At 60.2% G+C, this 26,433-nt stretch carries 16 protein-coding genes and 1 tRNA gene; 10 read left to right on the top strand and 7 right to left on the bottom strand.

Annotation, left to right across the window (positions count from 1 at the left end; all coding sequences use genetic code 11):
* Positions 1-105 precede the first annotated feature (105 nt).
* Genes OIM99_RS24275 through OIM99_RS24265 form a run of 3 tightly spaced genes read left to right on the top strand, consistent with a single transcriptional unit; the run spans position 106 to position 2,517 of the window.
* On the top strand, positions 106-969 hold the full coding sequence (locus OIM99_RS24275) for an ABC transporter ATP-binding protein (protein ID WP_311853072.1): 864 nt from the start codon (positions 106-108) through the stop codon (positions 967-969).
* Complete coding sequence (locus OIM99_RS24270) at positions 962-1,738, top strand: ABC transporter permease subunit (protein WP_311853071.1); 777 nt, start codon at positions 962-964, stop codon at positions 1,736-1,738. The genes OIM99_RS24275 and OIM99_RS24270 overlap by 8 nt, the downstream gene beginning before the upstream one ends.
* Positions 1,717-2,517, top strand: coding sequence for an ABC transporter permease (locus OIM99_RS24265; RefSeq protein WP_311853070.1), 801 nt, complete (start codon positions 1,717-1,719; stop codon positions 2,515-2,517). The genes OIM99_RS24270 and OIM99_RS24265 overlap by 22 nt, the downstream gene beginning before the upstream one ends.
* A gap of 10 nt (positions 2,518-2,527) precedes the next feature.
* Here the strand turns inward: OIM99_RS24265 and OIM99_RS24260 are convergent, their stop codons facing one another.
* Positions 2,528-2,776, bottom strand: coding sequence for a DUF2312 domain-containing protein (locus OIM99_RS24260; RefSeq protein ID WP_311853069.1), 249 nt, complete (start codon positions 2,774-2,776; stop codon positions 2,528-2,530).
* 313 nt (positions 2,777-3,089) lie between these two features.
* Between OIM99_RS24260 and OIM99_RS24255 the strand changes: the two genes are divergently transcribed.
* A complete protein-coding gene (locus OIM99_RS24255; protein WP_311853068.1) occupies positions 3,090-3,539 on the top strand; it encodes a DUF6985 domain-containing protein in 450 nt (149 codons plus the stop codon).
* A gap of 19 nt (positions 3,540-3,558) precedes the next feature.
* Here OIM99_RS24255 and OIM99_RS24250 read toward each other — a convergent pair whose 3' ends face one another.
* Positions 3,559-4,527, bottom strand: a complete 969-nt coding sequence (locus tag OIM99_RS24250) for a tripartite tricarboxylate transporter substrate binding protein (protein WP_311853067.1) — start codon at positions 4,525-4,527, stop codon at positions 3,559-3,561.
* Between the two features lie 138 nt (positions 4,528-4,665).
* Positions 4,666-5,682: an amidohydrolase family protein gene (locus OIM99_RS24245; protein ID WP_311853066.1), complete on the bottom strand. Its 1,017-nt coding sequence runs from the start codon at positions 5,680-5,682 to the stop codon at positions 4,666-4,668.
* A gap of 354 nt (positions 5,683-6,036) precedes the next feature.
* Between OIM99_RS24245 and OIM99_RS24240 the strand changes: the two genes are divergently transcribed.
* The 3 genes from OIM99_RS24240 to OIM99_RS24230 all read left to right on the top strand — a co-directional run bounded on the left by OIM99_RS24240 (position 6,037) and on the right by OIM99_RS24230 (position 8,209).
* Positions 6,037-6,618 (top strand): DUF1134 domain-containing protein, encoded by a 582-nt coding sequence (locus OIM99_RS24240; protein WP_311853065.1) that lies wholly within the window; start codon positions 6,037-6,039, stop codon positions 6,616-6,618.
* 155 nt (positions 6,619-6,773) lie between these two features.
* Positions 6,774-8,051: a hypothetical protein gene (locus OIM99_RS24235; protein ID WP_311853064.1), complete on the top strand. Its 1,278-nt coding sequence runs from the start codon at positions 6,774-6,776 to the stop codon at positions 8,049-8,051.
* An 83-nt stretch (positions 8,052-8,134) separates the two neighbouring features.
* Positions 8,135-8,209, top strand: a tRNA-Glu gene (locus tag OIM99_RS24230).
* A 39-nt stretch (positions 8,210-8,248) separates the two neighbouring features.
* On the opposite strand, the gene OIM99_RS24225 is transcribed toward OIM99_RS24230, so the two are convergent.
* Both OIM99_RS24225 and OIM99_RS24220 read right to left on the bottom strand, forming a co-directional pair.
* Positions 8,249-8,554 (bottom strand): I78 family peptidase inhibitor, encoded by a 306-nt coding sequence (locus OIM99_RS24225; RefSeq protein ID WP_311853063.1) that lies wholly within the window; start codon positions 8,552-8,554, stop codon positions 8,249-8,251.
* 134 nt (positions 8,555-8,688) lie between these two features.
* The gene (locus tag OIM99_RS24220) at positions 8,689-8,874 is read right to left on the bottom strand and encodes a hypothetical protein (RefSeq protein WP_311853062.1); all 186 of its coding nucleotides are present in this window, start codon (positions 8,872-8,874) and stop codon (positions 8,689-8,691) included.
* Positions 8,875-9,062: 188 nt separating this feature from the next.
* On the opposite strand from OIM99_RS24220, the gene OIM99_RS24215 reads away from it, so the two are divergent.
* Entirely contained in the window at positions 9,063-9,536 is a 474-nt protein-coding gene (locus OIM99_RS24215; RefSeq protein ID WP_311853061.1) for a GNAT family acetyltransferase, read from the top strand.
* A 44-nt stretch (positions 9,537-9,580) separates the two neighbouring features.
* On the opposite strand, the gene OIM99_RS24210 is transcribed toward OIM99_RS24215, so the two are convergent.
* Complete coding sequence (locus OIM99_RS24210; protein WP_311853060.1) at positions 9,581-9,937, bottom strand: PRC-barrel domain-containing protein; 357 nt, start codon at positions 9,935-9,937, stop codon at positions 9,581-9,583.
* Between the two features lie 45 nt (positions 9,938-9,982).
* On the opposite strand from OIM99_RS24210, the gene OIM99_RS24205 reads away from it, so the two are divergent.
* Positions 9,983-10,402, top strand: coding sequence for a hypothetical protein (locus OIM99_RS24205; RefSeq protein ID WP_311853059.1), 420 nt, complete (start codon positions 9,983-9,985; stop codon positions 10,400-10,402).
* 274 nt (positions 10,403-10,676) lie between these two features.
* Here the strand turns inward: OIM99_RS24205 and OIM99_RS24200 are convergent, their stop codons facing one another.
* On the bottom strand, positions 10,677-12,398 hold the full coding sequence (locus OIM99_RS24200) for a winged helix-turn-helix domain-containing protein (protein WP_311853058.1): 1,722 nt from the start codon (positions 12,396-12,398) through the stop codon (positions 10,677-10,679).
* A 203-nt stretch (positions 12,399-12,601) separates the two neighbouring features.
* On the opposite strand from OIM99_RS24200, the gene OIM99_RS24195 reads away from it, so the two are divergent.
* Positions 12,602-26,092, top strand: coding sequence for an autotransporter-associated beta strand repeat-containing protein (locus OIM99_RS24195; protein ID WP_311853057.1), 13,491 nt, complete (start codon positions 12,602-12,604; stop codon positions 26,090-26,092).
* Positions 26,093-26,433: the final 341 nt, after the last annotated feature.

Here is a 26,433-nt window from a genome sequence, read left to right as displayed (position 1 = left end):
TACACTGCTGAGGGCAATTTGAGCTATTGACCTCAACGTGTAATTTTGTAACTCAATAAAAAAAGATTAGACATCGAATAATTCTGGGAAGGGAACTGTCGTCCGATGGGTTCTGTGCAAACAGCGACGCGGCCTGGCGCGAGCCTCGACGCGGATAAGCCGGTATTGATCATCGATGACGTCTACAAAACCTTCGGCGATGCCGAGGAGGCGGTCACCGCTGTCGATCATGTGTCCTTCAATGTGAAGCAAGGCGAATTCGTCGCCGTCATCGGTCCGTCGGGCTGCGGAAAATCGACGCTCTTCAACATCATTGGCGGCATGCTGGGCGAATATGGCGGCGACGTGCGCATCGACGGCGAACGCATCGCTGGGCCGCATCCGGCTGTCGGCATGGTGTTTCAGGAGGAATCGACTTTCCCCTGGCGCAGCGTCATCGACAATGTCGCCTTTCCGCTCGAATTGCGCGGCGTCGCCAAATCGGAACGTTACGATCGCGCCCGTCACTTCATCGGCATGGTCGGTCTCGATGGTTTCGAGAAGCGCTATCCTTCGCAACTCTCCGGCGGCATGAAGCAGCGCGTGTCGATCGCGCGCACGCTCGTCTCCAATCCGCGTATTCTCCTGATGGATGAGCCGTTCGCGGCGCTCGATGAGCAGACGCGCCTGCTGCTCGGCGACAAGATCACCCAGATTCAGCAGGAGCTGAAGCAGACGACCCTGCTGATCACCCACAATCTGACGGAAGCGGTGCAATTGTCCGATCGCATCGTCGTCATGACCTATCGCCCGGGTAAGGTGAAGCGGATCGCCGATATCGATCTGGCACGGCCGCGCACGTCCGACGTGGTCGGCAGCGATGCGTTCGGCCGCCATGTGGCCGACATCTGGAACGACCTGCGTGAAGAGGCGAGCCGCGGCATGCAGGAGAGCGAACAGGTGGCGCGTGCGGATCGCCGCCGTGGCTGAGCGTCGTGCGCCGCTGACGGCGACGCGGTGGTTTCCTCTGACGGTTGGCGCCCTGACCATCGTGGCCGTGGGCGTGATCTTCGAGGTGCTACTGCGGATCGGCGTCCTCAACCGTTACATCATTCCGCTGCCGAGCGAAGTGCTGGCCGCTTTCGAACGCATCGTTGCCGAAGAAGGCGTCATCGAACGCACCGGCACATCGGCCTTCGAAGTGCTGAGCGCGGGCTTTGCCTGTATCGCCGTTGGCGTGCCGCTTGGCGTGCTGCTCTATCGCTTCAACATCCTGCGCCGGGCGCTGGAAGATTGGGTGGCGGCGCTGGCTGCGGCGCCGATCGTTCTGGCCTATCCCCTGTTCATGGTGTTGTTCGGCCGTGGTTCAATGACGGTCATCGTCATCGCCTTCGCTTATGGCCTGGCACCGATCGTGCTCAAGACCGTGGAGGGCCTGTCGGAGACGCGCAGCGTGCTCGTCAACGTCGGCAAGAGCCTGAACCTCAGCGAAGCGCAGATGTTCTGGAAAATCCTCTTCCCGTCGGCGATCCCGTCGATCTTCACGGGCATTCGCCTGGGCTGGACGTTCTGCGTCATTGCGGTGATCGGCGTGGAGTTCCTGGTCAATCTCGGCGGTCTCGGCCAGCTCATCAACGATCTGGCCGAGCGCTACGACATGCCTGGCACCTATGCGAGCATCGGCTTCGTCATCGGCATCAGCATGATCTTTTTCATCATTCTCGAATGGGTCGAAAAATGGCTGCAACCGGCGCGATGACGATGGCCGCTCCCGTGACGCGCAAAGTGCGCGAACGGCGCGAGACGCGTCAGGTGCTCTACGTGCGCCTGGCGGTGATTTTCGCCTTCGTCGCCATATGGGAATTCCTGTCGCGCTCGGGCTGGTTCTTCGCCGACATCATTCCCTCGCTGGTGTCGATCGCCCAGGCGCTTTTCAGGCTGCTGGTCAATCCGGCGTTCTGGGCCAATCTGCAGGTGACGTTGCTGGAAGCGGCGGCGGCGCTGTGCATCGGCACGATCGCCGGCGTCGTCGTCGGCATTCTGCTCGGTGCGAACCGTTTTCTCGGCGCCGCCTTCGAGCCCTATCTCTATTACTTCTCGCCGACGCCACGCATCATTCTGTTTCCGATCATGATCATGTGGTTCGGCGTCGGGCTCGCCTCAAAGATCGCGCTCGGCGCGCTGGCGAGCTTTTTCGCCGTGGCGCTGTCGACGGCGGCGGGCATGCGCCAGATCGATAAGGTGATCATCCGCGTCGGCCGTTCGTTCCGGGCGACGCCGTGGCAGATGGCGACGAAAATCTATTTGCCAGCCATGCGCATCCCGGTGCTGACCGGCATCCGGCTTGGTCTCGGCAATGCGTTGATCACGGTTCTTTTGGCGGAAACGAAGCTGTCCAATCAGGGATTGGGCTATATGGTCAACACGATCTATCAGCGCTTCGATATTCCAACGCTCTACGCGCTGCTGATCATCGTCTTCATCATCGCCGGCGCCTGCAATGCGGTGCTCGGCTATGTCGCGCGCCGGGCCCGATAGGCGGGACGTATTATTCGACCATGCCGAGCGCGTTGAGGTAGAGATCGAGGATTTCGGCCTCTTCCTTGCGCTTGTTCACTTCCTGCCGGCGCAACGAGACGATCTTGCGCATGATCTTGATGTCGAAGCCGGTGCCCTTGGCTTCGGCGTAAACCTCTTTGATGTCGTCGGAAATCGTCCGTTTCTCCTCTTCAAGGCGCTCGATGCGCTCGATGAAGGAACGAAGATGCGAACCGTTGACGCCGGAAGTGTCGTCCATGACCTGCTCTGAACTGGAAATGTGTGGGCGCCTGGGCCGAGGCCCAGTGCCATTTGGCCGATGACGTTGCCGTTTCCACAGGCCGCGCGTCAACGCCCGGCTGGGGATAATCCACACTATCCCCGCCGCCTGTGTCGTGACCTGATCCGGGTGAAAGAGGGCTGGCCCAGCCAATCGGCTGATTTCGCATCACGTTTTAAACTGGGACGGCCCTTGCCTCAAAAACGCTGTCTGAAACCCGCCAAAGTGGCAGGCTAAGAGCGGTTGTTCACGCTCGGCGGATGGGCGGGAGCGGGATTGAAGGAGATCGGCCGTGGCCATTTTTCAAAGACCTGTTTTGGAGCTTCCGCCTTTCGGCAAGCTTGAATATTTCAGCGCCTATTGGCGCGGCAGTCTTCTCCTCAAGGCATTCCAAAAAGAGTTCGATCTCATCGTCCGCGCCGAGCGGGAAGGGCCGTCGAGTGCGCAGGCCGCCGCCATGTCCCGTTTGCTTACCGACGTGGCGGCGATCAAAAGCAGCGCCACCGAACCGATGATCGACGTGCACCGGCGCTCCGGCTTGATGCCCGACGATCTCGTTGGGCAGCCGGAGAATATTTGGAATTCGCTGGATCCGGAGGAAATCGAGGTCAGCGATGCCAGCTATTACGACAACGGGCGTATCGCCATCCTCATGATTTTCGGATCGCTGCTGAATACCGATTTTGCCCCCGCGATCGAAACCGCGGATGGTCAGTTCATGCAGGTGCTGGACGGGACTTAGATGTTTCTATCGAACCTATTTAGTCGCCAGCTTTGAATCCGGTGGAGCGCACCAGCTTGGCCCAGCGCTCGCTGCCAGCCGAGATCGCCTTGGCGAAACTGTCGCCGGTCTCGCCGGAGATGAGGAATCCCTGGGCTTCCAGCAGTTTTCGCACCTCCGGATCGCCATGGGCGGCGACGGCAGCCTTCAACAACGGCTCGACGAGATTGGGCGGCGTGTCCTTGCGGACCAGCAGCCCAAACCAGATGCCGGTGTTGAATTCCGGATAACCCAATTCGGCGAAGGTCGGCGTGTCAGGCAATTGCGGGAAGCGTTTCTCGCTGGTGACGGCCAAAGCGCGCATCTTGCCCGTCTCGACATTGGGCACAGCCGATTGCGTCTGGGTGAAGCCGAAGAGTGCGTGGCCGGCGAGCAGGTCGACGGTTTGCGGCGCCGAGCCGCGATAGGGCACATGGTTGAGATTGAGATCGAAGCGCTCGTTCAGCAGTGCGCCCAGAAAATGCGAGGGGGTGCCGGGGCTGTAGGAGGCATAGCTCAGAAAGCCGCTTCTGCTTTTCGCCCAATCGAGAAATTCCTTGAAGGTTTTGGCCGGCACGCTCGGATGGGCGACGAGGACCAGCGGCGCTTCGACGCCTTTGATGAGGGGCAGATAGTCCGACTGCGACCAGCGTGGATGATTGAACACATGCGGATTGATTTCCATCAAGGCCTGGGTGCCGATCATGATCGTCGTGCCGTCGGCTGGAGCACTGACGACATATTGCGCGGCGAGATTTGACGAATTGCCGGGCCGGCTTTCGACGATATAGGTCTTGCCCAACGTCTTGCTCATATGCTCGGCGATGACGCGTACGTAAGCATCGATGGCGCCACCAGCGGCCGTGCCGACGATGAATTTCAACTGCTGTGCCGAGGCCGATGTGATCGCAGTCATCGATGCCAGCAAAGCCATGACGGCGATCGTCGAAGCGCGTTGGCGCTTACGCATGTGTTCCCTCCCCGATGTGCCCTCTCCATCGACGAACCTGCACGCGAAAATCAGACGGTGCAATACGCAAAAAAGCAAACGCCCGGCTTTTGGCCGGGCGTCGTCATGCGCTCTGCAATGCAGAGTGAATGGATCGGTTTACTTGATGCCGAGATGGGTCTGCGCGTTCTTGTAGCAGATCTTCTCTTTATCGGCCTGGCTCATGTTGAGCTCTTCCATGATGGCGATCGTCTCGCGGATATAGCCGGGGCCTTTCTCCGGATCGAACGGGCAGTCGGACGCGAACATGGCACGATCGGGACCATAGAAGGCGAGACCGCAATCGGTCGCCGCCTTCGAGCCGAACACGGCGGTGTCGGCGTAGAAGTCCTTGAAGTAGTCGAGCGGGCGACGCTTCATGTTCTTCAACAGAGTCTTGTAGTCTTCGTCGGTGGTGCGGTTGCCAAGCTGATCCCAGCCCGGGCCGACGCGGCCTTCGAAATAGGGCACCATGGCGCCCAGATGATGCGCCAGCACTTTCAGCTTGGGGAATTCGTCCATCACGCCGCCGAACACCAGACGCGCCATGGCGACGGAGGTTTCGTAGGGCCAGCCGAAGGTCCACCAGATTTCGTACTTCGACTTCTTCTCACTCTTGTAGTCGGCGAGGTCGTAGGCGCCGCGCGAAGGATGGATGAAGACCATCTTGTTATGCTTCTCGGCGACTTCGAAGACCGGACGGAATTCTTCCTCGTCGAGCGGCTTGCCGTTGATGTTGGAATGGATCTGCACGCCGCAGGCGCCGTTCTTGAAGGCGCGTTCCAATTCCTTGGCGGCGTTGGGCGAGTTCATCGGCAGCGAGGCGAGCCAGCCGCAGAAGTAATCCTTCTCCTTGGCGCAAAGATCGGCCATGCCATCATTGCCGAGCTTGGCGAATTCCTCGACCTGTTCGGGCGTGCCGAGCGCTTCCAGCGGCGGCATGCCGAGCGAGATGACCTGGGTATAGTCCTGCTTGGCGCGGAACTGATCGCAGACCTGCTTGCGCCGGTCGAGATCGTAGATGGCGGGAATGCCGCGCATGCGGGAGCCGATGTCGGCGGCGGCACCGGGCGTGGACAGCATCTTGTCCCACAGGTTCTGCGGGAAGAAATGGTTGAAACAGTCAATATACCGCATGGGAACGTTATCCTCCTAGGTGCCGATATCGCCCAGCCTGATGGTTGGTGCGTGGCGGTTGCGGCTTGCCGGTGCGGGCGGTTCGCCGAGGTCGCGGGCTGCTATAGCGCATCGTTTCGGGATCGGAAACGGTCTTTGGAGCCGCAGGGCGAGGTACGAGAAATAGTTCAGACCGATGATTTAGCGGCAGTTGCCCGCTAAAATGGCAAGGTTTCATTAACTATGGTGGGGCAGTCTGCGGGAGGCCACGGGCCAGCGCGCCTGGCCTTGGGCGCAGCATAATTCGACCGCAGTTTCACCGGAATCAGCCCTGAAAGATGCGGGCCGAATGTCCGGCAAGGATGAGGGACGACAATGCGCAACACGATTTCGCGCAGGGATTTCATGACCGCTCTGGCCGCCGGGTCGGCTGTCGGGCTGAGCCCGCTTGGCGCGCTGGCGCAGGAGCGTCCGCAGCAATTCCAGCCGCATGAGCTGCTCGATAGCGGGCATCGCTTTTTCGGCACGATTTCTCGGGGCCTGGCCTCGGTGGTCGAGGAAGCGACCCGCCGCTGGGGTCAGCCCAATGCCTATGTGCTGGGCCAGGAGGCGAGCGGCGCTTTCGTCGCCGGCGCCCGCTACGGCGAAGGCACCATGTACACCCGCAATGCCGGCGATCAGAAAATTTATTGGCAGGGGCCGTCGGTCGGCTTCGACGCGGGCGCCGAGGGCGCGCGCACCATGATGCTGGTCTACAACCTGCCGAGCACCCAGGCGATCTACCGCCGTTACGGCGGCATCGACGGTTCGGCCTATTTCATCGGCGGCTTCGGCATGACGGCCCTGGTCGCCGACGGGGTGGTCGTGGCGCCGATCCGCACCGGTGTCGGCGCGCGGCTCGGCGTCAACCTCGGCTATCTGAAGTTCACCGACCAATCGACGTGGAACCCGTTCTGAGAACAGGGAAAACGGCTTGAAATGGCGGCGCGGTCCTCCCAGTTGAAGGGCGGCCCGGGGGATGGTGTTTACCGGTAAATCTTTGATTTGTCCGGTCATACGTGGCATTGTCCGGGCCTAAACGATGGGCATGTGACCCCTTGATCGAACAGATCATGATATTCGCGCTGGGCTTCCTGTTCGCGGGGCTTCTGACGCTGTTGTTCCTGCCGGCCTTCTGGCGGCGGGCCGTGCGGCTGTCGACGCGGCGCCTCGAAATGCAGATGCCGTTGTCGATGACCGAGATTGTTGCCGAGCGCGATCAATTGCGCGCCGAATTCGCCGCCGCCACCCGCCGCATCGAGCAAAAGAACGAGCATCTGGCTGAAACCTCCGCCGTACAGCAGGTGGAAATGGGCCGGCAGGCGACGGCGCTTGTGGATCTCGACGGCAAGCTCGCCGCCTCGCGCAAGGATATTGAAACTTTACGCGCCGAGCTGGCGACGACTGAGCGGCTTCTGCGCGAGGCCGAAGGCGAACTCGGCGCCTTGCGCACCGAAGTGTTCGACGTGACGGGGCTTGCCGATCGCCGTGGCGCGGCGCTTGCTGATCTCGAGGGCCGGCATGCGACGCTCGAACAGATCGCCAATGAACAGCGCACCAGCCTCGGCGCTCTCGATACGCATGTTTCCAGTCTCGAGATGGAGCTGGAGGACGTGCAGCGCCGCCTCTCGGCGAGCCAGTTGCAACTGACCGACAAGATCGCCGCAGCCGATCTGTTGACGCGCGAGCGCGAAGCCGCCCGGTTCGATGCCTCGGCCGCCCATGCCAAACGCAACATCCTGCAATCGGCCTTGGATGAAGCCCAGGCGCGCGTCGAGGCGATGGAGACGCAGGAGCGCGCCAACCAGCGCGCCCGTTCGCGTCTGGCGGCCCAGGTCACCGAACAGGAAGGGGCCATGGAAGCCTTGAGCGCACGGGAAAGCGCGCTGCGCCAGACCGTCGACGCTCATGGCCGCAGCGCCAAGGAAGCCGAACGTCTCGCGTCCGAACGCCTGGCTGCGATGCGCGCCGAACGTGATGCTCTGCAGGGCGCCATCGATATTCTGCGCAAGGACAATCAAGCCATGCGGCTGGAGCTGACGGCACTGCGCCAGGCGGGACGGCCGCCGGCGGATGCCGGCAGCGCGGCCCATGTTTCCGCCAATCTTCTCTCCACCAATCTTCCTGCCAGCGTGACGGCGGCTACCGAAGGCGATGCCTTGTTGCGCCAGGCGATCGTCGATATCGGCGCCGAGGTGACGCGGATCGCCAGTAAGCTGGAAGCGCAGATGCAGGCCGAAGCCAAGAAGGGTAAGGTCGAAATGTCCGCGCCCTTGGAGGCGGGGGAGGAGTTGCCCCCCAGCGTCGCCGATCGCATCCGCGCCCTTCAGGCGGCCGGTCGAGCCGGCTGACCACGTTTCTTTGCCAAAACTGTTTGCCCGCGGCCGAATATGCTCTATAGAGCCCGTCTTGGTTGCGGTTTCGCCGCACCCCCGCTCCCTTCGTCTAGCGGTTAGGACGCGGCCCTCTCAAGGCTGAAACAGGGGTTCGATTCCCCTAGGGAGCGCCAAAGTTTCCCAAGCCAGAATTCTGCCTTCCCGAAGACGGCTCAGCCGCAAGAAGCCCGGACGATCCGCCCTGTACGGGGGCTGGTTTCGATCGTCACGCGCTCGCGCCGGAAATCCATCGTCACGGGGGCGCCGGGCCTGATCTGGCGCACAAGGGATGCGCCGGTCAGCCGCTTCGCCCGCCTGTCACTGACGCGATGTTTGCCGATGAGGGCTTGAGCTGCATCCGGCCGACAGAGGCCGGGCTGGCCGCGCGTGGCGGCCGAAGCGTTCTGCGTCATTCCCATGAGCTGCCCGGCCATGAGCAACCCGGCAAGTGCGATGCCTATTCTTCCGTTCCGTGTCATGGCGAAGCGTCCTTGCAGCAAGAAGGGCTTGGTCGTGCGATCTTCCGGTTCAACGCGGTGATCGCGTCCAGCGGCTTGCCGAAGTCATAGGGTTTGACGAGTTGGATCGTCAAACCCTCAAGCCAGGGAACGCTTTATAAGCCCGCTCCACCGATCAATGGCAATGCGCGTTGAAGAATGGCCAGCAGCGCGATGACGCCGACGATGATACGCGCGATCTGATGCACTTGTCCGGGCAGTCCGGGGATCAGGCCGATGAGCAGGATCACCACATAGGCCACAAGGATGATGATCAAGGCGGCGATGAGAAATTCAATCATATCAGCCTCTTTGGCAGATTGTAGTGTAGAGGCAATTCGGGAGAGCGGCTGAAAGTTCCATTTCGACCAGGGGGCGCCACAGAGCTGTTTGGCACCACATGATGTCCAAATGCGTTGATAGCAGTGGTGTTGGCGCAGACGATCCCGGTATCATGGGGCTTGTCTCGCCGGATGAAACGGAGCGTGGCATGTTTGAAAAGCTGACACGTATAGCTTTCGGCGTTGCCGGCGTATTCCTCATGGCGCTCGCGACCGGCCTCATCATCTTCTCGGTTTATCGCGTCGGCGATGTGTTTTTGAAGCAAACGGCTCAGGTGGGCGCCGAACTCCTGCAAGCCGTCGGCTACACGATCATCGCGATCGCGGTCTTCGATGTCGGCAAATATCTGATCGAGGAAGAGGCTATTCGCGCCCGCGAAATGCGCAAGGCGGGCGAGACGAGGAGAAGCCTGACCAAGTTTATTTCGACCATCACGATCGCCGTATTCCTGGAAGCCTTGGTTCTGGTGTTCGAAACCGGAAAAGAGGATGCGCGCCTGATGCTGTATCCGACGCTGCTTTTGCTGGTGGGCGTGACGATGATTGTCGGTCTCGGTGTCTTCCAGCGCCTAAGTGCCTCGGTCGAGCAGGATGTCGCCGAGGAAGGGAGCAAGGAAGGTTAGCTGTATTGCCGGCTCCAGCATTGCGGGAGCCGGCCGCTCGAGGGCTATCGACGAAACTGCGTGTAATAGTCCAATGCAGGCGAAGGGCCGGAGCCGTCGTTTTTGGTAAGGTCGTTCAGATCGTAAACGGGCGCCTTCTGCAATTGCTCCTTGCTCAAGCCGACGACATAGCCGCCCTGATCGGGAACGTAGTTGAGAGATGCCCAAGGCATCGCATGATATTTCTCGCCGATGCCGAGAAAGCCGCCGAAGCTGAGCACCGCGAACATAATTTTGTCGGACTGCTTATCAAGCACGATGTCGTGAACGTCTCCGATGGACTTTCCTGAGGTGTCATAGACATTGCTTCCGATGACGCGGGAAGCAGCAATGGCGCGTGTGTGGCCTGTAGCGGTGGGCATGTCGTTCTCCTTGCGACTGGCAGTGTCTGCTGGAGAACATCCCTGTTGGACGTATTGTTCCGCTATCTCTCGATTGAGACGCGATATTTCTCACGGGAACTTCAAGCATGGTCGGCGATTATGTTGACACTCCAAACAACTCAGGGAGTGATCATCATGTCAACAGAAGGTATTGCGCTTCCAATCGTGGAATTGGCGTTTGCGATGGCGCGGAGCGGTCGTTACCGAGACGTCAAAGAGATATCCATCGGTCTCGTTGAGGCCGGGCATAGCCGAGATCGCATTCGTCGATATTTGACGGGGTCGGTGGCGTGGCAATTGACGCGCATCTGCGGTGGCAAAGACAGCACTTTGCAGTTTCGCCGGCGGCGCTTGAAAGGCCGTCGTCGCATCGATCGCGGGCAGGCCATCGCGCCGATGTGGAACAAGCATCGGGCAGTGCGGACGGGTGTCGATGGCGACTAGTCCTGCTGCGGGCAGATCGGACTCATTCTATCCCATCGTTTGGTGCGTAGCGCGCCATGCATTTGCATCAGCGACGATGATGCAAATGATCCTGTTGCGGCTTGGCCTCTTTGGTAGTGCCCCGCTACTTGCCGGGCACGTCTTGCGCGTGTGGAAGCAGCGGGGCGGCGAGCTGAGAGCTTTTTGGTAAGCTCTCCATCCGCATTGTGAGATGCAGATCTAGTCCAATGCTGCAATCAAACCGTTGTTCCCACCGGCCATCGAGCATGAGGCTCTAATGCTCCGGCAATCCCGCATCGACCATGAGTTGAATGTTGCGAGCAGCGGCCGCGAGATAAATAGGGCTGCTGTTCTTCGCCGGCGGCGCGACATTGAGCTTTGTCGTGCCGGGCCGCAGTCTTAATCCCTCCTGCATGGCCGCTCTGGCTTCATCGTGTTTGCCCATTTCTTGATAGGCGGCCGCCAGCATCATGTGCGTGCGCCCGGACCCCACCGTAATGGCGATCGACCGTTCGAACCACGGCGCCGCATCTGCGCCGCGTCCCATCAGAAGGTTTGCCCAACCGGCACCGAGAAGCCAGGTCCAGCGAGAGACGCGCGGTGTGTCGAAACGATCGGCCTGTTGGAAGGTGGCAAGCGCATCTTCGAAGCGGCCGAGATAAATCTGGCCGAGACCGATCAGATAGAGCGCGCCGCCATTCCACGGATCGAAGCTCAAGATTCTGGCGCAGGCGACAAGGCTGTCAGCGAAACGGTTCGTCGCGCTGAGAAGCCGGCAATAGGTTTCCAGCGCGGCGATGGAATTGGGCCTTGTGCGCAAGGCGCGCTCAAGCGTCGCGCCGGCCTGGGCTTCGATCGTGAGCGCCTCGTCCGGATTGAACCAGCGCATTTGGATGCCGCGCAATTGCAGTGAGGAGAGCGCGACGGCGATATCGACGTTATCGGGTTCGTCGGCGAGCGCCTTTTTCAACATGGTCTGGGCCACGCCAAATCGCTCTTCGGTCGTTTGATTGATCGAGGCGATCGCCTGTTCGATGACAACTTTGCCGGCTGACGTATTCCGGTTCGCGGATGAAGCGCTTGCCTCGAAAAATTCGTTCAGGCTGCGGGCCAGAGGATGGCCGACACCAGCGGCAAGCCGGGATTGCTGCAATTCCACGTCGGGATCATCCAGGTCGACCGAAACGGTCGCGACCGATTGAACCTCTTCGGTCCCTGTCTTGATGATGCGCGCGCGTAAAATCCAGGCGCGTTCGCTGTGCTGCAATTCACCGCGTATCTCGAAATCGGAGGATGCCGCAGGTACGGCAGCACTATCCGGGCGCGGCGCCGAGGATTGTGGCGCGACGATCCTGATATTGCCGATCTTGGCGAAGCCGTCGGCGAGCCGGACCGTCACCTCCGCCGCCATGGCCGTGTCGCGGGCATCTTGGCTCATGGCGGTGATTGGCATCACGGCGACGACGGGCAGCGGGCGTTTGAAGATGAGGTCCGGCCGCAGAGTTGGCGCTGCGACCGCAAGGCCTATCACCGCGCAAAGGCCGGCCGCGGTGATGGCCCACCCGCGAAAATCGAAGAGGGGCCGCGACGTCGGTTTGGCATTGGCGGGCCCGGAGGGGGGAGCCTCGGCCGAGGCGAATAGGCCAGCGGGTTCGGCGGGCGCCAGGACCGCCGGTTGGGTCGGGGGCTCGACCTCCACCGTCAGCCGGTAGCCGCCGCCGGCCGCGAGCTTGATGATCTGCCGGCGCTCGTCGCCGAGCACGGCGCGCAGCTCGCGGATGCATTGGAACAGGCTGTCCTCGCCGACATGGACGTTCGGCCAGACCGCCTCCATCAGCTCCTGCTTGCTGAGGACGCGGCCGGGATTGGCCGCGAACAGGCGTAGCATTTCGAAGGTCTTCGGCCGAAGCTTGACCATAATGCCATCAGGGCCCCGCAGCTCGGCACGCTGCTGGTCCAGCTCAAAACCGATGAAACGGTACACCTTATCCCCCAAGCCACTCTCCAACCGCCTCATACAACGGATGTTTATCGAAATGACCTCGTTGGCGGGTCTGAACTGAAAATATCAGAAATTTTCAGAAAGATACCGGCCCCCTATCAGGACGTTCCTCCGCGACGATGAGATGACTCCGACGCTGACAAAGCTCTTTCGGCTGGCTGGCCGATGGCGGCTGCGTGACGGAATTGGGGGACGCGTTGGGGACCGTACGGGATCGATTTGGGGTGGCGGGCGGCTTCCGGTCCGCTCTGCTGACGACCACGGCTTTGGTCATGGCGGCGCTGCTGCCGATGGCCGCGCCGGTGCGCGCGCAGGACGCCACCTGGACCGGAAATTTTTCAGGCGTCTACACCGGCGGCGTCAACTGGGACAGCGGCGCCATGCCGACCGGCACGGCCTTCTTCGGCACGTCGGCCCGGACAAGCATCACCATCGGGGGCGCCCCGCCGGATGGCGGCATCAACATCGGCGGATGGACTTTTAACGCCGGTGCTTCGAGCTACACCATCACCAATGCGACCAGCGCCTATCTGAATTTCACGGGCGCGGGCATCGTCGTCAACGGCGGCGCTGTCACCTTAAATAACAATACGGAGCTGTATTTTAGGAATTCCAGCAGTGCCGGCGCCGCGACGATCAACAATAACTTCTTTCTGGAATTCCACGACACCAGCAATGCTGGCACCGCCACCCTCACCAACAACAACACCGCGCTGTTCTATGACTCGAGTTCGGCTGGCGCGGCCAATATCACCAATAATGACACGCTGAATTTCCAGAATTCTAGCACGGCTGCCAACGCCCAAATCCTCAACCTTGCCCTTCTGCAGTTCTACGATTCGAGTTCGGCCGGCAGTGCCATGATCACGAATAAAAGCAGCATGGCATTCTACGGCGTCAGTTCGGCGGCAAGTGCTTCCATCCTCAATAGCGGCAGCCTGACCTTCGACAGTTTCAGCACGGCTGGTACGGCGACAATCCTGACCCAGGGTGGCGGCACGACGCGATTCCTCGCCAATGCCAGCAGTGCCGGTGCGCGTTTCAATACCTGGACCGGCGGCACGGTGGACATTTCGGGTAGCGGGCTGGCGCAGATGACCGCCGGCTCGATCGAGGGCGCCGGCAATTATGTCATCGGAAACAAGCAATTCATCGTGGGGTCGAACGATCTTTCGACCGAGGTGAGCGGCGTCATTTCGGGTATCGGCGGTTCGCTGGTGAAAACCGGCAGCGGCACGCTGACCTTGTCGGGAACCAACAGCTATACCGGCGGCACCACGGTGAATGCCGGTGCCTTGCAGCTAGGCACGTTCACCAACACGGGCACGATTGCGGGCGCGGTCACGGTCGATCCAAACGGCACGCTCTGGGTCGTCAACGCGGATACCAGCGGCATCACCAGCCTCACGAACCGCGGCAGCGCAAGATTTTATAACAGCACCAGCGCGGGTTCTGCCACCATCGACAATCGCGGCGTGCTGGCTTTTGAAGACGCCAGCACGGCTGGCTCCGCCAACATCTCCAATCTCCTGACTCTGGCTTTCGCCGGTACGAGCACCGCCGGCAGCGCCATCATCGACAACTCAGCCAGCGCATCCTTCAGTGATAACAGCACGGCCGGCAGCGCGACCATCACCAACAATGCGACTTTGAATTTCTCTGGCGCCGCTACTGCAGGTAACGCTGGAATCACCAATAACGCTTACCTCACCTTCTACGATGCCAGCACTGCCGGCAACGCCACCCTCACCAACAACAATTACCTTTACTTCAAAAACACCAGCACGGCTGGGGCCGCCACCATTAACAACGGCTCTAATGGTAAGCTCTATTTTAATGACAGCAGCACCGCTGGCGGGACCATCACGAACAGTGGCGCTGTGACGTTCGACGGCAATGCCTCGGCTGGCAATGCCCTTATCACGAACAATAGCAACGCAACGATCGATTTTTCCGGCAGCAGCACAGCCGGGACCGCAATCACCACAAACTACGGTCTGATCAGTTTCCTCGACAACAGCAATGCCGGCAGTGGGATCATCGTCAATTACAAAACGCTCAACTTCCAGGGTGCCAGTTCTGCCGGTACCGGCCGCATTCACAACAATCTTAGCACTACATTTTCCGACACCAGCACGGCTGGCACCGCCAGCATCACCAACAATAAAACCATGGTCTTTGCGAACAGTAGCTCGGCTGCTGGCGCCACAATCGGCAATGTCGATTCGCTCTACTTCAATGACAATTCGACCGCGGGCAGTGCCGCACTCAACAATATCTATTCCAGCTCGGTGATCGATTTTTCCGGCACCTCAGGCCCGAACAGCGACCATAAGATTTCCGCCGGTTCGCTCGACGGCCGCGGCCAGTTCATTCTCGGCGCGAACGAACTGATGGTCGGTTCGAACGGTCTCTCGACCGAGGTGAGCGGCGTGATCTCGGGCGTTGGCGGTTCTCTGGTGAAGATAGGCACCGGAACGCTGACCCTGTCAGGTGCCAATACTTATGACGGTGGCACGACGGTTAACGGCGGCACTTTGCAGCTCGGCACCTACATCTCTCCCACGGCGGGCTCGGTCGCCGGCGTTGTCACCGTGGGGGCGCAGGGCACGTTCAATGTCATCAAAGCCGACACCAGCGGCATCACGAGCATTTCGAATAGCGGCAGCACCAATTTTTTCAGCAACGCGAGTGCGGGTACTGCCACGATCACCAGTAGCGGCGACCTGAGCTTCAATGATTCCAGCACGGCTGGGAACGCCAACATCAGCCAAACCGGTCTAAATGGTCGCTTTTACTTCAACAGCTATTCCAGTGCAGGAAGCTCCACCATCAACAATGGTGGCGTTATGGGTTTCCGCGATTACAGTACGGCCGCTTCAGCCAACATCACCAACAATCGTTCTCTCTCTTTCTTCGGCTATAGCACCGGTGGCACCTCGACCATCCTCAACAACAGCCGGATGTATGTCTACGACCAGGCCACGTTGGGGAACGCCGTCATCACCAACAGCGCCCGCAACGCCAGCATCGACTTCTATCTAAATAGCTCGGCGGGTGATGCCGCGATCACGAATGACTCCAACATCAATTTCAGTTGGAGCAGCACCGCGGGCAATGCTCAGATAACCAATAACTCCAGCCTGTCCTTCAAAGACAACAGTACGTCTGATGCCGCCACCATCGACAACAAGAGCGGTGGAACCCTCGGGTTTTGGGGGAACTCAACGGCCGGTACTGCCACCCTCACGAATGCCGGAACTTTGGCATTCAACGAGAACAGCAAAGCTGGCAATGCTACCATCGGTAATGATGGCTCCTTGTATTTTTACGGCTCCAGCACGGCCGGTTCCGCCACGATCACAAACAACGCGAACGGGACGGTCGAATTTCGCGACACGAGCACGGCCGGTACCGCGACCATCAACAATTATGGGCCGATGTACTTCTCCGATACCAGCACGGCTGGTAGCGCGACCATCAATAATTATGCGTCGACGTACTTCTCCGGTAGCAGCACGGGCGGCAACGCGACCATCGTCAACAATCTCGGCGGTACGATCGATTTCTCGGGCACGAGCGGGCCTAACGGCGATCATAAGATCAGCGCCGGATCGATCGCGGGCGAGGGCAACTACATTCTGGGGGCCAACGAGCTGACGGTCGGCTCGAACAATTCTTCGACCGAGGTGGCAGGCATTATCTCAGGCGTCGGCGGTTCGCTGGTCAAGACCGGGACCGGGACGCTGATCCTTTCGGGCGCCAATACCTACACCGGTGCCACGCGCATTGCGGGGGGCATTCTGCAAATCGGCAACGGCGGTTCGACAGGATCGATCGCTGGCGATGTGATCAACGACAGCGTGCTTGCCTTCAACCGTACCGGCACGTTGACCTTGTCGGGGAATATCTCCGGCAGCGGCGAGGTGCGGCAGATCGGCCCCGGTTCGACAACTCTGACCGGGACGAACAGCTATACCGGCGACACCATCATCTCCAACGGCCGTCTGCAGTTCGGTGATGGCAGCGTTGGCGGCGTCAACACGCTCGCCGGCAATGTGATCGTGAACGGCGGGACGTTGGCGATCTCGACGCCGTCGACCCTGAATGTCGCGCAAAACGTGACCCTCGCCGATAATACAGCGCTGTCCATCGTCGCCGGCGTGAATAGCCCGGCGCTCTCGGCCGATCGCGTTTCAATTGGCACGGGCGTGTCCTTCAACCTGAGCGGCATCAGCGATGCGAGCCAGCTCGACAAGGTGCTGATCAACACCAACTCCGGCATTGCTGGCGACTTCGCCAATATCACCATAGGCGGCTTCAGCGGCGCGGTGGACTATCTCACCGTGTCGACCCATAAGTCAGCCGACAATCTGCAATATCTCGCCAGCTATGGGCTGAGCTGGTTTGCCGGCAACAATCTTGCCCATGGCACGTTCACGCTGACCAATCCCTCCGACACGTTCACGGTGGGGGCGGCGCTGACTGACCAGGCGGCGAACCCGGCGACGGGTTGGAGCGGCACAAATCTGGTCAAGGAAGGCGCCGGCACGCTCATCTTGACAGGCACGAACACCTACACGGGCGGCACCACCGTTAACAACGGGACCTTGCAGCTTGGCAATCTTGCCAATACGGGCACGATTACGCGCGCGGTTGCTGTTGAGACGAATGGTACTCTCTCGGTCGTCAACGCGGACACCAGCGGCGTCACAAGTCTCTTCAACCGCGGCAGTGCTATATTTTACAACAGCACGAGCGCGAGCAACGCCCTTATCGAAAATCGTGGTCTGCTGGCCTTTCACGACACCAGCACAGCCGGCGCTGCCAATATCACCAATCTCGTGACTCTGGTTTTCGTCGACGCAAGCACCGCCGGCAGCGCTCTCATCGAGAATTCGGCCAGCACATCTTTCGACGACACCAGCACGGCTGGCACTGCGACCATCACGAATTACGCAACTCTAAACTTCGCGGGTGCCAGTCGGGCTGGCAGTGCCAGACTTACCAACAGCGCACAACTCAATTTCAACAACACCAGCACGGCCGATGCTGCCACGATTACCAACAACAACGATCTAAGCTTCAATAATGCCAGTACCGCTGGCGCCGCTCAAATCTCCAACGTCGGCAGCGGCACGCTGACTTTTAACGACACCAGTACGGCTGGAACGGCAACGATCACCAATACCAGCAATGTGTATTTCTACAACACCAGTTCGGCTGATGCCGCGACCATCATCAACAATACCAACGGTCGGGTCGATTTCCGGGATAGCAGCACGGCCGGTACGGCCCAGATCACCAATGATTTCGGGCTTTACTTCCGCGGCACTAGCACCGCCGGCAGCGCCACGATTACCACCAATGAATATACGGAGTTCTTCGACAACAGTACGGCCGGCACCGCCACCATCACCAACAACAGGTTTTTGTACTTTTCGGACAACAGCACTGCTGGGAATGCCGCGATCATCAACAACGACACGGTCGGCTTTGGGCAGAAGACGACCGGCGGCAATGCGCGGCTGATCAATAGCAGTTCAAGCGCGGTGTTTAATTTTTCCAACAGCGCGGGCCCCAACAGCGACAGCAAGCTCTCCGCCGGTTCGATCGAGGGCGGCGGCCAATTCTTCCTTGGCGCCACCGAACTGACGGTTGGCGCGAACAACCGCTCGACCGAGGTGAGCGGCGTCATTTCGGGCGTCGGCGGTTCGCTGGTCAAGACCGGCACCGGCACGATGATCCTGACAGGCACCAATACCTATACCGGCGGCACGACGATCGACAACGGGACCTTGCAGCTAGGCACTATAAGCACCGCCGGCAAGATCGTGGGCGCTGTTACCGTGGGCGTTGGCACGCAACGGACGCTCGATATCGTCAATGCCGACACCAGCGGCATCACGAATATTTCCAACAATGGTTTTCTGTTCTTCCGGACGGGGACGAGCGCGAGCAGCGCCACCATCACGAGTGGCGGCTCTATCTATTTTTATGGCAACAGCACGGCTGATACGTCCACCATCAACCATAATGGTGGGTTGTATTTCAATGACACCAGCACCGCTGGCGCCGCCACCATCACCAATGGCGGCATTATGAGCTTTGTCGATAGTGCCACGGCAGGCAGCGCCTACCTTAACAACAATTTTGCTCTGTCGTTCTTCAACACGAGTACCGGCGGCAACGCCCATATCACCAACAAAAACCGGATGTATCTCTATCAGAACAGCACGTTGGGGAATGCCATCGTCGTCAACGATGTCGGCACTGCCAGCATAGAGTTCAACAACTCCAGTTCGGCGGGCGCCGCCAATATCACCAACTATACCAATATCACTTTCAAGGACAGCAGCACCGCCGGCTTCGCGAATATCATCAACTACTACGGCGTGAATTTCGTCGATAACAGCACGGCCGGCATGGCCACCCTCGACAACAAAAGCGGTGGAACCATCGGGTTCTGGGGGAACTCATCGGCCAATAACGCGACCATCACGAATGCTGGAACTTTGGCATTCAACGATGGCAGTAAGGCCGGCAATGCCACCATCGGCAATGATGGCACCATATCTTTTTACGGCACCAGTACGGCCGATACCGCCAGAATCACGAACAGCACCGACAGCACGAATCCGCCCGCTTTTCTTTATTTTGAAGATAGCAGCACGGCGGGAACCGCCACGATCACGAACCATTCCGTCGGAACGATCGAATTCCGCGGCACGAGCACGGCGGCCGGCGCCGAAATCTCCAATAACAACAAGCTCTATTTCAAGGACGGTAGCACCGCCGGAGGCGCCCGGATCACCAATAATGTCGAGCTTTACTTCAACAATACCGCCTCAGCCGGTAGTGCTACGATTTACAATAATAACTCCTTGCAGTTCTTCGACAGCAGCACCGCTGGCACCGCCACCATTTACAACAACCAGCAGATATATTTCTCCAACACCAGCTCGGCTGGCAGCGCCATAATCCGCAACGGCGGCACGCTCGCTTTCAATCAGAACGCGACCGGCGGCAATGCGCAGTTGATCAACTCCGGCCTTGCCGCGCGGATGGATTTTTCCGGCAGTACGGGCCCGAACAACGACCACAAGCTCAGCGCCGGCTCGATCGCCGGCAACGGCCAATTCATCCTGGGCGACAACGAGCTGACGGTCGGCGGAAACAATCGCGCGACCGAGGTGAGCGGTGTCATCTCGGGCGTGGGTGGTTCGCTGGTCAAAGTCGGCGGCGGGCGGCTGACACTGTCGGGCGATAATACCTATACCGGCGGTACGACGATCAACGATGGCATGCTGCAGATCGGCAATGGCGGGACGAGCGGCTCGGTCCTCGGCAATATCGTCAACAATGCCTCGCTCACCTTCAACCGCAGCGATGCTTACACGTTCGCCGGCGATATCTCCGGTAGCGGTGCGCTTTATCAGACGGGCACGGGCGCGACGATCCTCACCGGCACCAACAGCTATAGCGGCGACACCTTCATCTATGGTGGCCGGTTGCAGTTCGGTGATGGCAGCGTGGGTGGCAGCAACGTCATCGGCGGCAACCTGATCGTGGACACCGGTATGTTGGCGATCTACACGCCGGCAACCCTGAAGGTCGCGCAGAATGTGACCTTCGCCGACGGCACCGCGCTATCTATCGTCGCTGGCGCGAACAGTCCGGCGCTCTCCGCCGATCATGTCGCGATCGGCGATGGCGTCTCCTTCAACCTCAGCGGCATCAGCAATGCGAGCCAGCTCGACAAGGTGCTGATCAACACCAACACCGGGATCAGCGGCGATTTCGCCAGTGTCAGTGTCGGCGGTTTCACTGGCTCGGTGGACTATCTCACCGTGTCCACGCGCAAATCGGCGGACAATCTGCAATATCTCGCCAGCTATGGCCTGAGCTGGTTTGCCGGCAACAATCTCGCCCACGGCACGTTCACGCTGACCAATGCCACCGACACGTTCACGGTCGGCACGGCGTTGACCGATCAGGCGGCGAATCCCGCGACGGGCTGGGGCGGCAGGAACCTGATCAAGGCCGGCGCCGGCACGCTGATCCTGACCGCGCGCAACACTTATAGCGGCGGCACGTCGGTCAATGACGGCACCTTGCAGATCGGCGATGCCGGCAACCAGGGCTCCGTCGTGGGGCGCATCGATACTTATCCGAGCGGCATATTGGAGGTCTTCAATGCGGATATGAGCGGGGTCACCGACATTCTGAATGTGGGGACCACGAATTTCCGCAATGACAGCAGCGCCAGTGGCGCGAACATCACCAACAGCAATCGCCTGTCTTTCTATGGCACCAGCTCGGCTGGTTCCGCGACTATCGGCAACAGCGGCAACGTGTCGTTCTTCGATGACAGCACGGCAGGCTTCGCAACCATCAACAACAGCAGCAACGGCAATCTGTCGTTCAACAACGCCAGCAAGGCCGGTGCCGCCACCATCAACAACGATGGCAGTCTCTCGTTTAACGGCGCTAGTACGGCCGACACGGCCAGCATCACCAATCCCGGTCGCATATTCTTCTATGACGCCAGTACGGCCGGCAGCGCCACAATCACCAACGACGGCCATCTGAATTTTCGTAACGATAGTGCCGCCGGCCCGGCCAATATTACGAACAACAACATCATGTCGTTCGCCGATAACAGCGCGACGAACGGCGCCACCATCACCAATAGCGGTCGGTTGTCGTTCGCTGACAACAGCGTCGCCTCCGGTGCGACCATCACCAATACTTTTAGTGTTTATTTCGGCGACAGCAGCTCGGCCAGCGACGCTCGTATTATCAATAACGAATATGTCGACTTCTCCGGCACGGCCACGGCAGGCACCGCCGATATCACCAATAACTTGAATCTGGTTTTTCTGGGGACCAGTTCGGCTGGCAATGCTCGCATCAGCAACGGCAGCTCCGTCACCTTCATGGGTCAGTCGACTGGCGGCAATGCACAGCTGATCAACACGGGGGCCAGTGCGAGTATCGATTTCTCCAACAGCACGGGTCCGAGCAACGACAACAAGCTGAGCGCCGGTTCGATCGACGGCGATGGCCGCTTCATCCTCGGGGCCAACGAGCTGACCGTCGGTTCGACCAATCTCTCGACCGAGGTGAGCGGCGTCATCTCGGGCGCAGGTGGCTCGCTGGTCAAGGTCGGCACAGGTACGCTGACGCTATCGGAGATCAATACCTATACCGGCGGCACGACGGTCAACGGCGGTACTTTGCAGCTTGGGAGCGGCGCGCGCGTTGGCGGTATTCTGGGGAATGTGACCGTCGGTTCCAACGGAACCTTCGACATCGTCAACGCCGATCTGAGCGGCATCACCGGCATTTTGAACGGGGGCGCTACAAACTTCCGCAATAATAACAGCGCTGGCGGCATCGGGGTCACGAACAACGGCACGCTGTCTTTCCTCGATACCAGCACGGCCGGCACCGCCGCCATCACAAATAATTCCAACCTGCTTTTCAAAGACACCAGTACGGCGGCCCATGCCAGCATCACCAATAGCTCGAGCGCCGCGACTTTGACCTTCAGCAACGCCAGCACGGCTGGCAATGCCGATATCTCCAACACCGGCATTGTGCTCTTCAACGACACGACGACAGCTGGCAATGCCACCATCACCAACGATGCGACTGTGAATTTTTACGGCAACAGCACCGGGGGGAATGCCGTCTTTGTCAATAATGCGGGTGGAACGGTCAATTTCGCCACTACGGTGGGCGCGGCCGGGGACGGCAAGATCAGCGCCGGTTCGATCGCCGGCGCGGGCAACTACGATCTGGGCGCCAATGAACTGACGGTGGGCTCCAACAATAGCTCGACGGAAGTGAGCGGTGTGATTTCGGGCGCCGGCGGTTCACTGGTCAAGACCGGTACTGGCACGATGATCCTATCGGGGAACAATAGCTATAGCGGCAATACGACGATCAACGACGGCACCCTGCAGATCGGCAATGGCGGCGGCACCGGCTCGATCGCCGGCGACGTCATCAACAACAGCGTGCTTGCCTTCAACCGGACCGGCACGCTCACCCTTGCGGGCAGCATCTCGGGCACCGGCCAGGTGCAGCAGACCGGCGCCGGCACGACGGTTCTGACCGGTTCGAACAGCTATAGCGGCGACACCATCATTTCCAACGGCCGGCTGCAGTTCGGCGATGGCAGTGCGGGGGGCAGCAACAATCTTGCCGGCAATGTGAAGGTCAATGGCGGCATGCTGGCGATCGAATCGCCGGCCACCCTGAATGTCGGGCAGGACGTGACCTTTGCCGATAATACAGGCCTGTCCATCTCCGCTGGCATCAACAGCCCCGCGCTCTCAGCCGATCGCGTGCTGGTTGGCAATAATGTTGGCTTCAACATCAGCGGTATCAGCGATGCGAGCCAGCTCGATAAGGTGCTGATCGACACCCGCTCGGGGATCACTGGCGACTTCGCCCCGGTTACCATCGGCGGCTTCAACGGCACGGTGGATTATCTCACCGTGTCGACCCGCAAATCGGCCGACAATCTGCAATATCTGGCGAGCTACAACCTGAGCTGGTTCGCGGGTAACAGTCTGGCTCACGGCACGTACACGCTGACCAATCCGACCGATACGTTCACGATTGGCGTGGCGCTCACCGATCAGGCGGCCAATCCGGCGACGGGCTGGAACGGCACCAGCCTGACCAAGGCCGGTGCCGGCACGCTCATCCTGACGGGTGCCAACACCTATACGGGCGGGACGGCGATCAACGCCGGCACTTTGCAGATCGGCAATGCCGGCCTCAGAGGCTCTGTCGTCGGGGCCGTCACGGTTGGGGTCGGTGGAACGTTCGAGGTTTTCAACGCCGACATGAGCGGCGTCACCAATATTGCAAACAACGGCGCCACGAATTTCCGCAACGCCACGAGCGCCAGCAGTGCCCATATCGCGAACGCCGGCGCTCTGTCCTTCTTCGACAGCAGCTCGGCCGGGAGCGCGGCGATCGTCAATACCTACACGGTGGATTTCAAGGACGCGAGCACGGCTGGCGACGCCCGGATCAACAACCGGGGCCCGATGGTGTTCAGCAACACCAGCACCGCTGGAAACGCGATCATCCAAAACGGTGACCCCAACACCTTCATTCCCGTCCCGCTCGCCTTCCTCGACAGCAGTTCGGCGGCTAACGCCACCATCACCAACGACAGTACGCTGCAGTTCTTCGACAATGCCACCGCGGGCACGGCGAATATCACCAATAACAAGTATTTCACTTTTGACGGCAGCAGTTCCGCCGGCCATGCAACGATCGCCAATACGGCTGGGGGCCGGATTGATTTCTCGGGCAGCAGCACGGCCGGAAGCGCTATCATCAGCAGCGATGGCGTCATATCCTTCGCGCAAACCGCCAGCGCCGGCAGCGCGACGATCACGAACCAGGGCTCGCTCTCGTTCATCGACAGCTCTACTGCCGGCAACGCCACCATCGCCAATAACGGCGGCGGGTCATTGCGGATAGCCAACACGGCGACGGCCGGCAGCGCAACCATCACCAACAGCGGGAATTTCGTATTCGTCGACCAGGCCACGGCTGGTAATGCGATCATCACGAATGCTCATAAGCTCGAATTCCATGGTTCCAGCACGGCGGGTGGCGCCACCATCACCAACAATGGCTTTATGTGGATGACCTCGCAGGCCGCGGCCGGCAGCGCGACCATCATCAATACCAGCCAGCTGCAGTTCGATACCGATGCGACGGGCGGCAGTGCTATCATCATCAACAGCGGCAATGTGCTGTTCGATGGCAATTCGACGCCTGACAAAGCACAGTTGATCAACAATGGCGCCAGCGCCGTCTTCGACCTCTCGATGACGACCGGCCCGAACAGCGACAACAAGCTCACCGCCGGGTCGATCGCCGGTAACGGCACGTTCTATCTCGGCGGCAAGGAGCTGACGGTTGGTGCCAACAATCTGTCGACCGAGGTCTCCGGCGTGATCGCCGATGGCGGCACGGGCGGCTACACCGGCGCCTCGCTGATCAAGGTCGGTACCGGCAAGCTGACCCTGTCGGGGATCAATACCTACACCGGCGAAACCAAGGTCGATGACGGCACGCTGTCGGTGAACGGTTCGATCGCTTCGTCTTCGCGGCTGACCGTCAACAGCGGCGCCACTTTGGCGGGCAACGGCACGGTCGGCAACACGGTCATCAATGCCGGCGGCACCTTGTCGCCGGGCAATTCCATCGGCCTCCTCACCGTACAGGGCGATCTGACCTTCATGGCCGGATCGACCTATCGGGTGGAGGTCTCGCCCTCGAACGCCGATCGCGTCAATGTCTCGGGCACCGCTACCTTGAACGGCGCCTCGCTCGCGGCGATGTACGATCCGGGCTCCTATGTGAACAAGCGCTATACCGTGCTCAATGCAGCCGGCGGCGTGAACGGCACGTTCTCGGGGCCGGTCAACACCAATCTGCCGACGAATTTCTCGTCGGCGCTGAGTTACGACACCAACAATGCCTATCTCGACCTGACGTTGAGCTATACGCCGCCAACCGCACCGAGCTTTGGCGGTGGCCTGACGGTGAACCAGGCCCGGGTCGCCCAGGGGCTGGTGAATTCCTTCAACTTTGCCGGCGGCATTCCCTTGGTATTCGGCGCGCTGGGGCCGGGCGGTCTGACGCAGGCTTCGGGTGAATCCGCCACGGGCGTGCAGCAGAGCACGTTCGCCATCATGGATCGCTTCCTCAACCTGATGACCGATCCTTATGCCAGCGGCCGTGCCACCGCCATGCTGCCGATGTCCTACACGGGACTGCCGCGCGGCGCGCAGCCGATCATGGTCGCCATGCAGCCGCGCTGGAGCATTTGGGCGGCCGGCTATGGTGGCACGCAGACGACACGCGGCAATGCCTTCGTCGGATCCAACACCTACACCGGCGGCATCTATGGCATGGCGGCTGGCGCCGACTATCATGTCTCGCCTGATACGGTCGTGGGCTTTGCCTTGGGCGGCGGCGGCACCAGCTATCATCTCGCCAACGGCCTCGGCAGTGGTTCGTCAAATGTCTTCCAGGCAGGTCTCTATGGCCGCCAGACCTTTGGCGCTCTCTATGCGGCAGGCTCGCTCGCTTACGGCTGGCAGGATGTGACCACCGACCGGCGCGTGATGTTCGACCAGCTGCGGGCGCGCTTCAGCGCTCACAGCTTCTCTGGCCGGCTCGAAACTGGCTATCGCATTGCCTCGCCATTTGGCGGCTTGACGCCCTATGCGGCCGGCCAGTTCACCAATATCGCTCTGCCTAATTACAGTGAGCAGGCCATCACCGGTCCGGGCCTCTTCGCGCTCAACTATGCGTCGAAGAATGTCACCGCCTGGCGGACGGAATTGGGTGTTCGCGGCGATACGGCGATCGATGTCGGTGCCGCCACTTTGTGGCTGCGTGGTCGCCTCGCCTGGGCGCATAATTTCAATCCGAACCGCTCGCTTTCGGCCGCCTTCCTCAACCTTCCCGCGTCGAGCTTCGTGGTCAATGGCGCGGCGCAGGCGCGCAACGCCGCGCTCGTCTCGGCAGGGGCCGAGATGAAATGGCCGAGCGGCTGGTCGATCATGGCCACTTTCGAGGGCGAGTTCTCTGGCCGCGGCAACAGCTATGCCGGCAAGGGCGGGGTTCGCTATCAGTGGTAGAACGCGGGCGATGCGCTTTGCATCGGAACTGCTGGACGAGCGCAGACAGGCGCTCGTCATTCATGAGGCTTGGATTTGCACGAGGCCCGGATTTGCACGAGTCATGGACTTGAATGAAAGAGAGGTTGCTGCGGGTGGCCGTAACTCTGGTTCGTTCGTATGTCGTCAGGAACTATGTTCCCCAAGCCGAACTGCCAAGGCTGATCGTCAAAACCCATTCGGCCCGTCGGCAACTGACCCATGGAAAAAGCCAAGTCAAAAAGACGCGGGTGAAACCCGATCGCGGATTCGAGATCATTTAAGACTATGAAATAGCTATATATTTTATTGGTCTGTGCGCA

Source organism: Methylocella sp. CPCC 101449, assembly GCF_031921685.1.
GTDB lineage: Bacteria > Pseudomonadota > Alphaproteobacteria > Rhizobiales > Beijerinckiaceae > Terripilifer.
Note: the sequence above shows the minus strand (reverse complement) of the source record. Positions and strands in the feature narration are given on the sequence as shown.

Coding starts and splice junctions, on each gene's coding strand:
- OIM99_RS24275 (WP_311853072.1), top strand. CDS start 106: ATGGGTTCTGTGCAAACAGCGACGCGGCCTGGCGCGAGCCTCGACGCG.
- OIM99_RS24265 (WP_311853070.1), top strand. CDS start 1,717: ATGGCTGCAACCGGCGCGATGACGATGGCCGCTCCCGTGACGCGCAAA.
- OIM99_RS24260 (WP_311853069.1), bottom strand. CDS start 2,776: ATGGACGACACTTCCGGCGTCAACGGTTCGCATCTTCGTTCCTTCATC.
- OIM99_RS24250 (WP_311853067.1), bottom strand. CDS start 4,527: ATGCGTAAGCGCCAACGCGCTTCGACGATCGCCGTCATGGCTTTGCTG.
- OIM99_RS24245 (WP_311853066.1), bottom strand. CDS start 5,682: ATGCGGTATATTGACTGTTTCAACCATTTCTTCCCGCAGAACCTGTGG.
- OIM99_RS24240 (WP_311853065.1), top strand. CDS start 6,037: ATGCGCAACACGATTTCGCGCAGGGATTTCATGACCGCTCTGGCCGCC.
- OIM99_RS24235 (WP_311853064.1), top strand. CDS start 6,774: ATGATATTCGCGCTGGGCTTCCTGTTCGCGGGGCTTCTGACGCTGTTG.
- OIM99_RS24225 (WP_311853063.1), bottom strand. CDS start 8,554: ATGACACGGAACGGAAGAATAGGCATCGCACTTGCCGGGTTGCTCATG.
- OIM99_RS24220 (WP_311853062.1), bottom strand. CDS start 8,874: ATGATTGAATTTCTCATCGCCGCCTTGATCATCATCCTTGTGGCCTAT.
- OIM99_RS24215 (WP_311853061.1), top strand. CDS start 9,063: ATGTTTGAAAAGCTGACACGTATAGCTTTCGGCGTTGCCGGCGTATTC.
- OIM99_RS24210 (WP_311853060.1), bottom strand. CDS start 9,937: ATGCCCACCGCTACAGGCCACACACGCGCCATTGCTGCTTCCCGCGTC.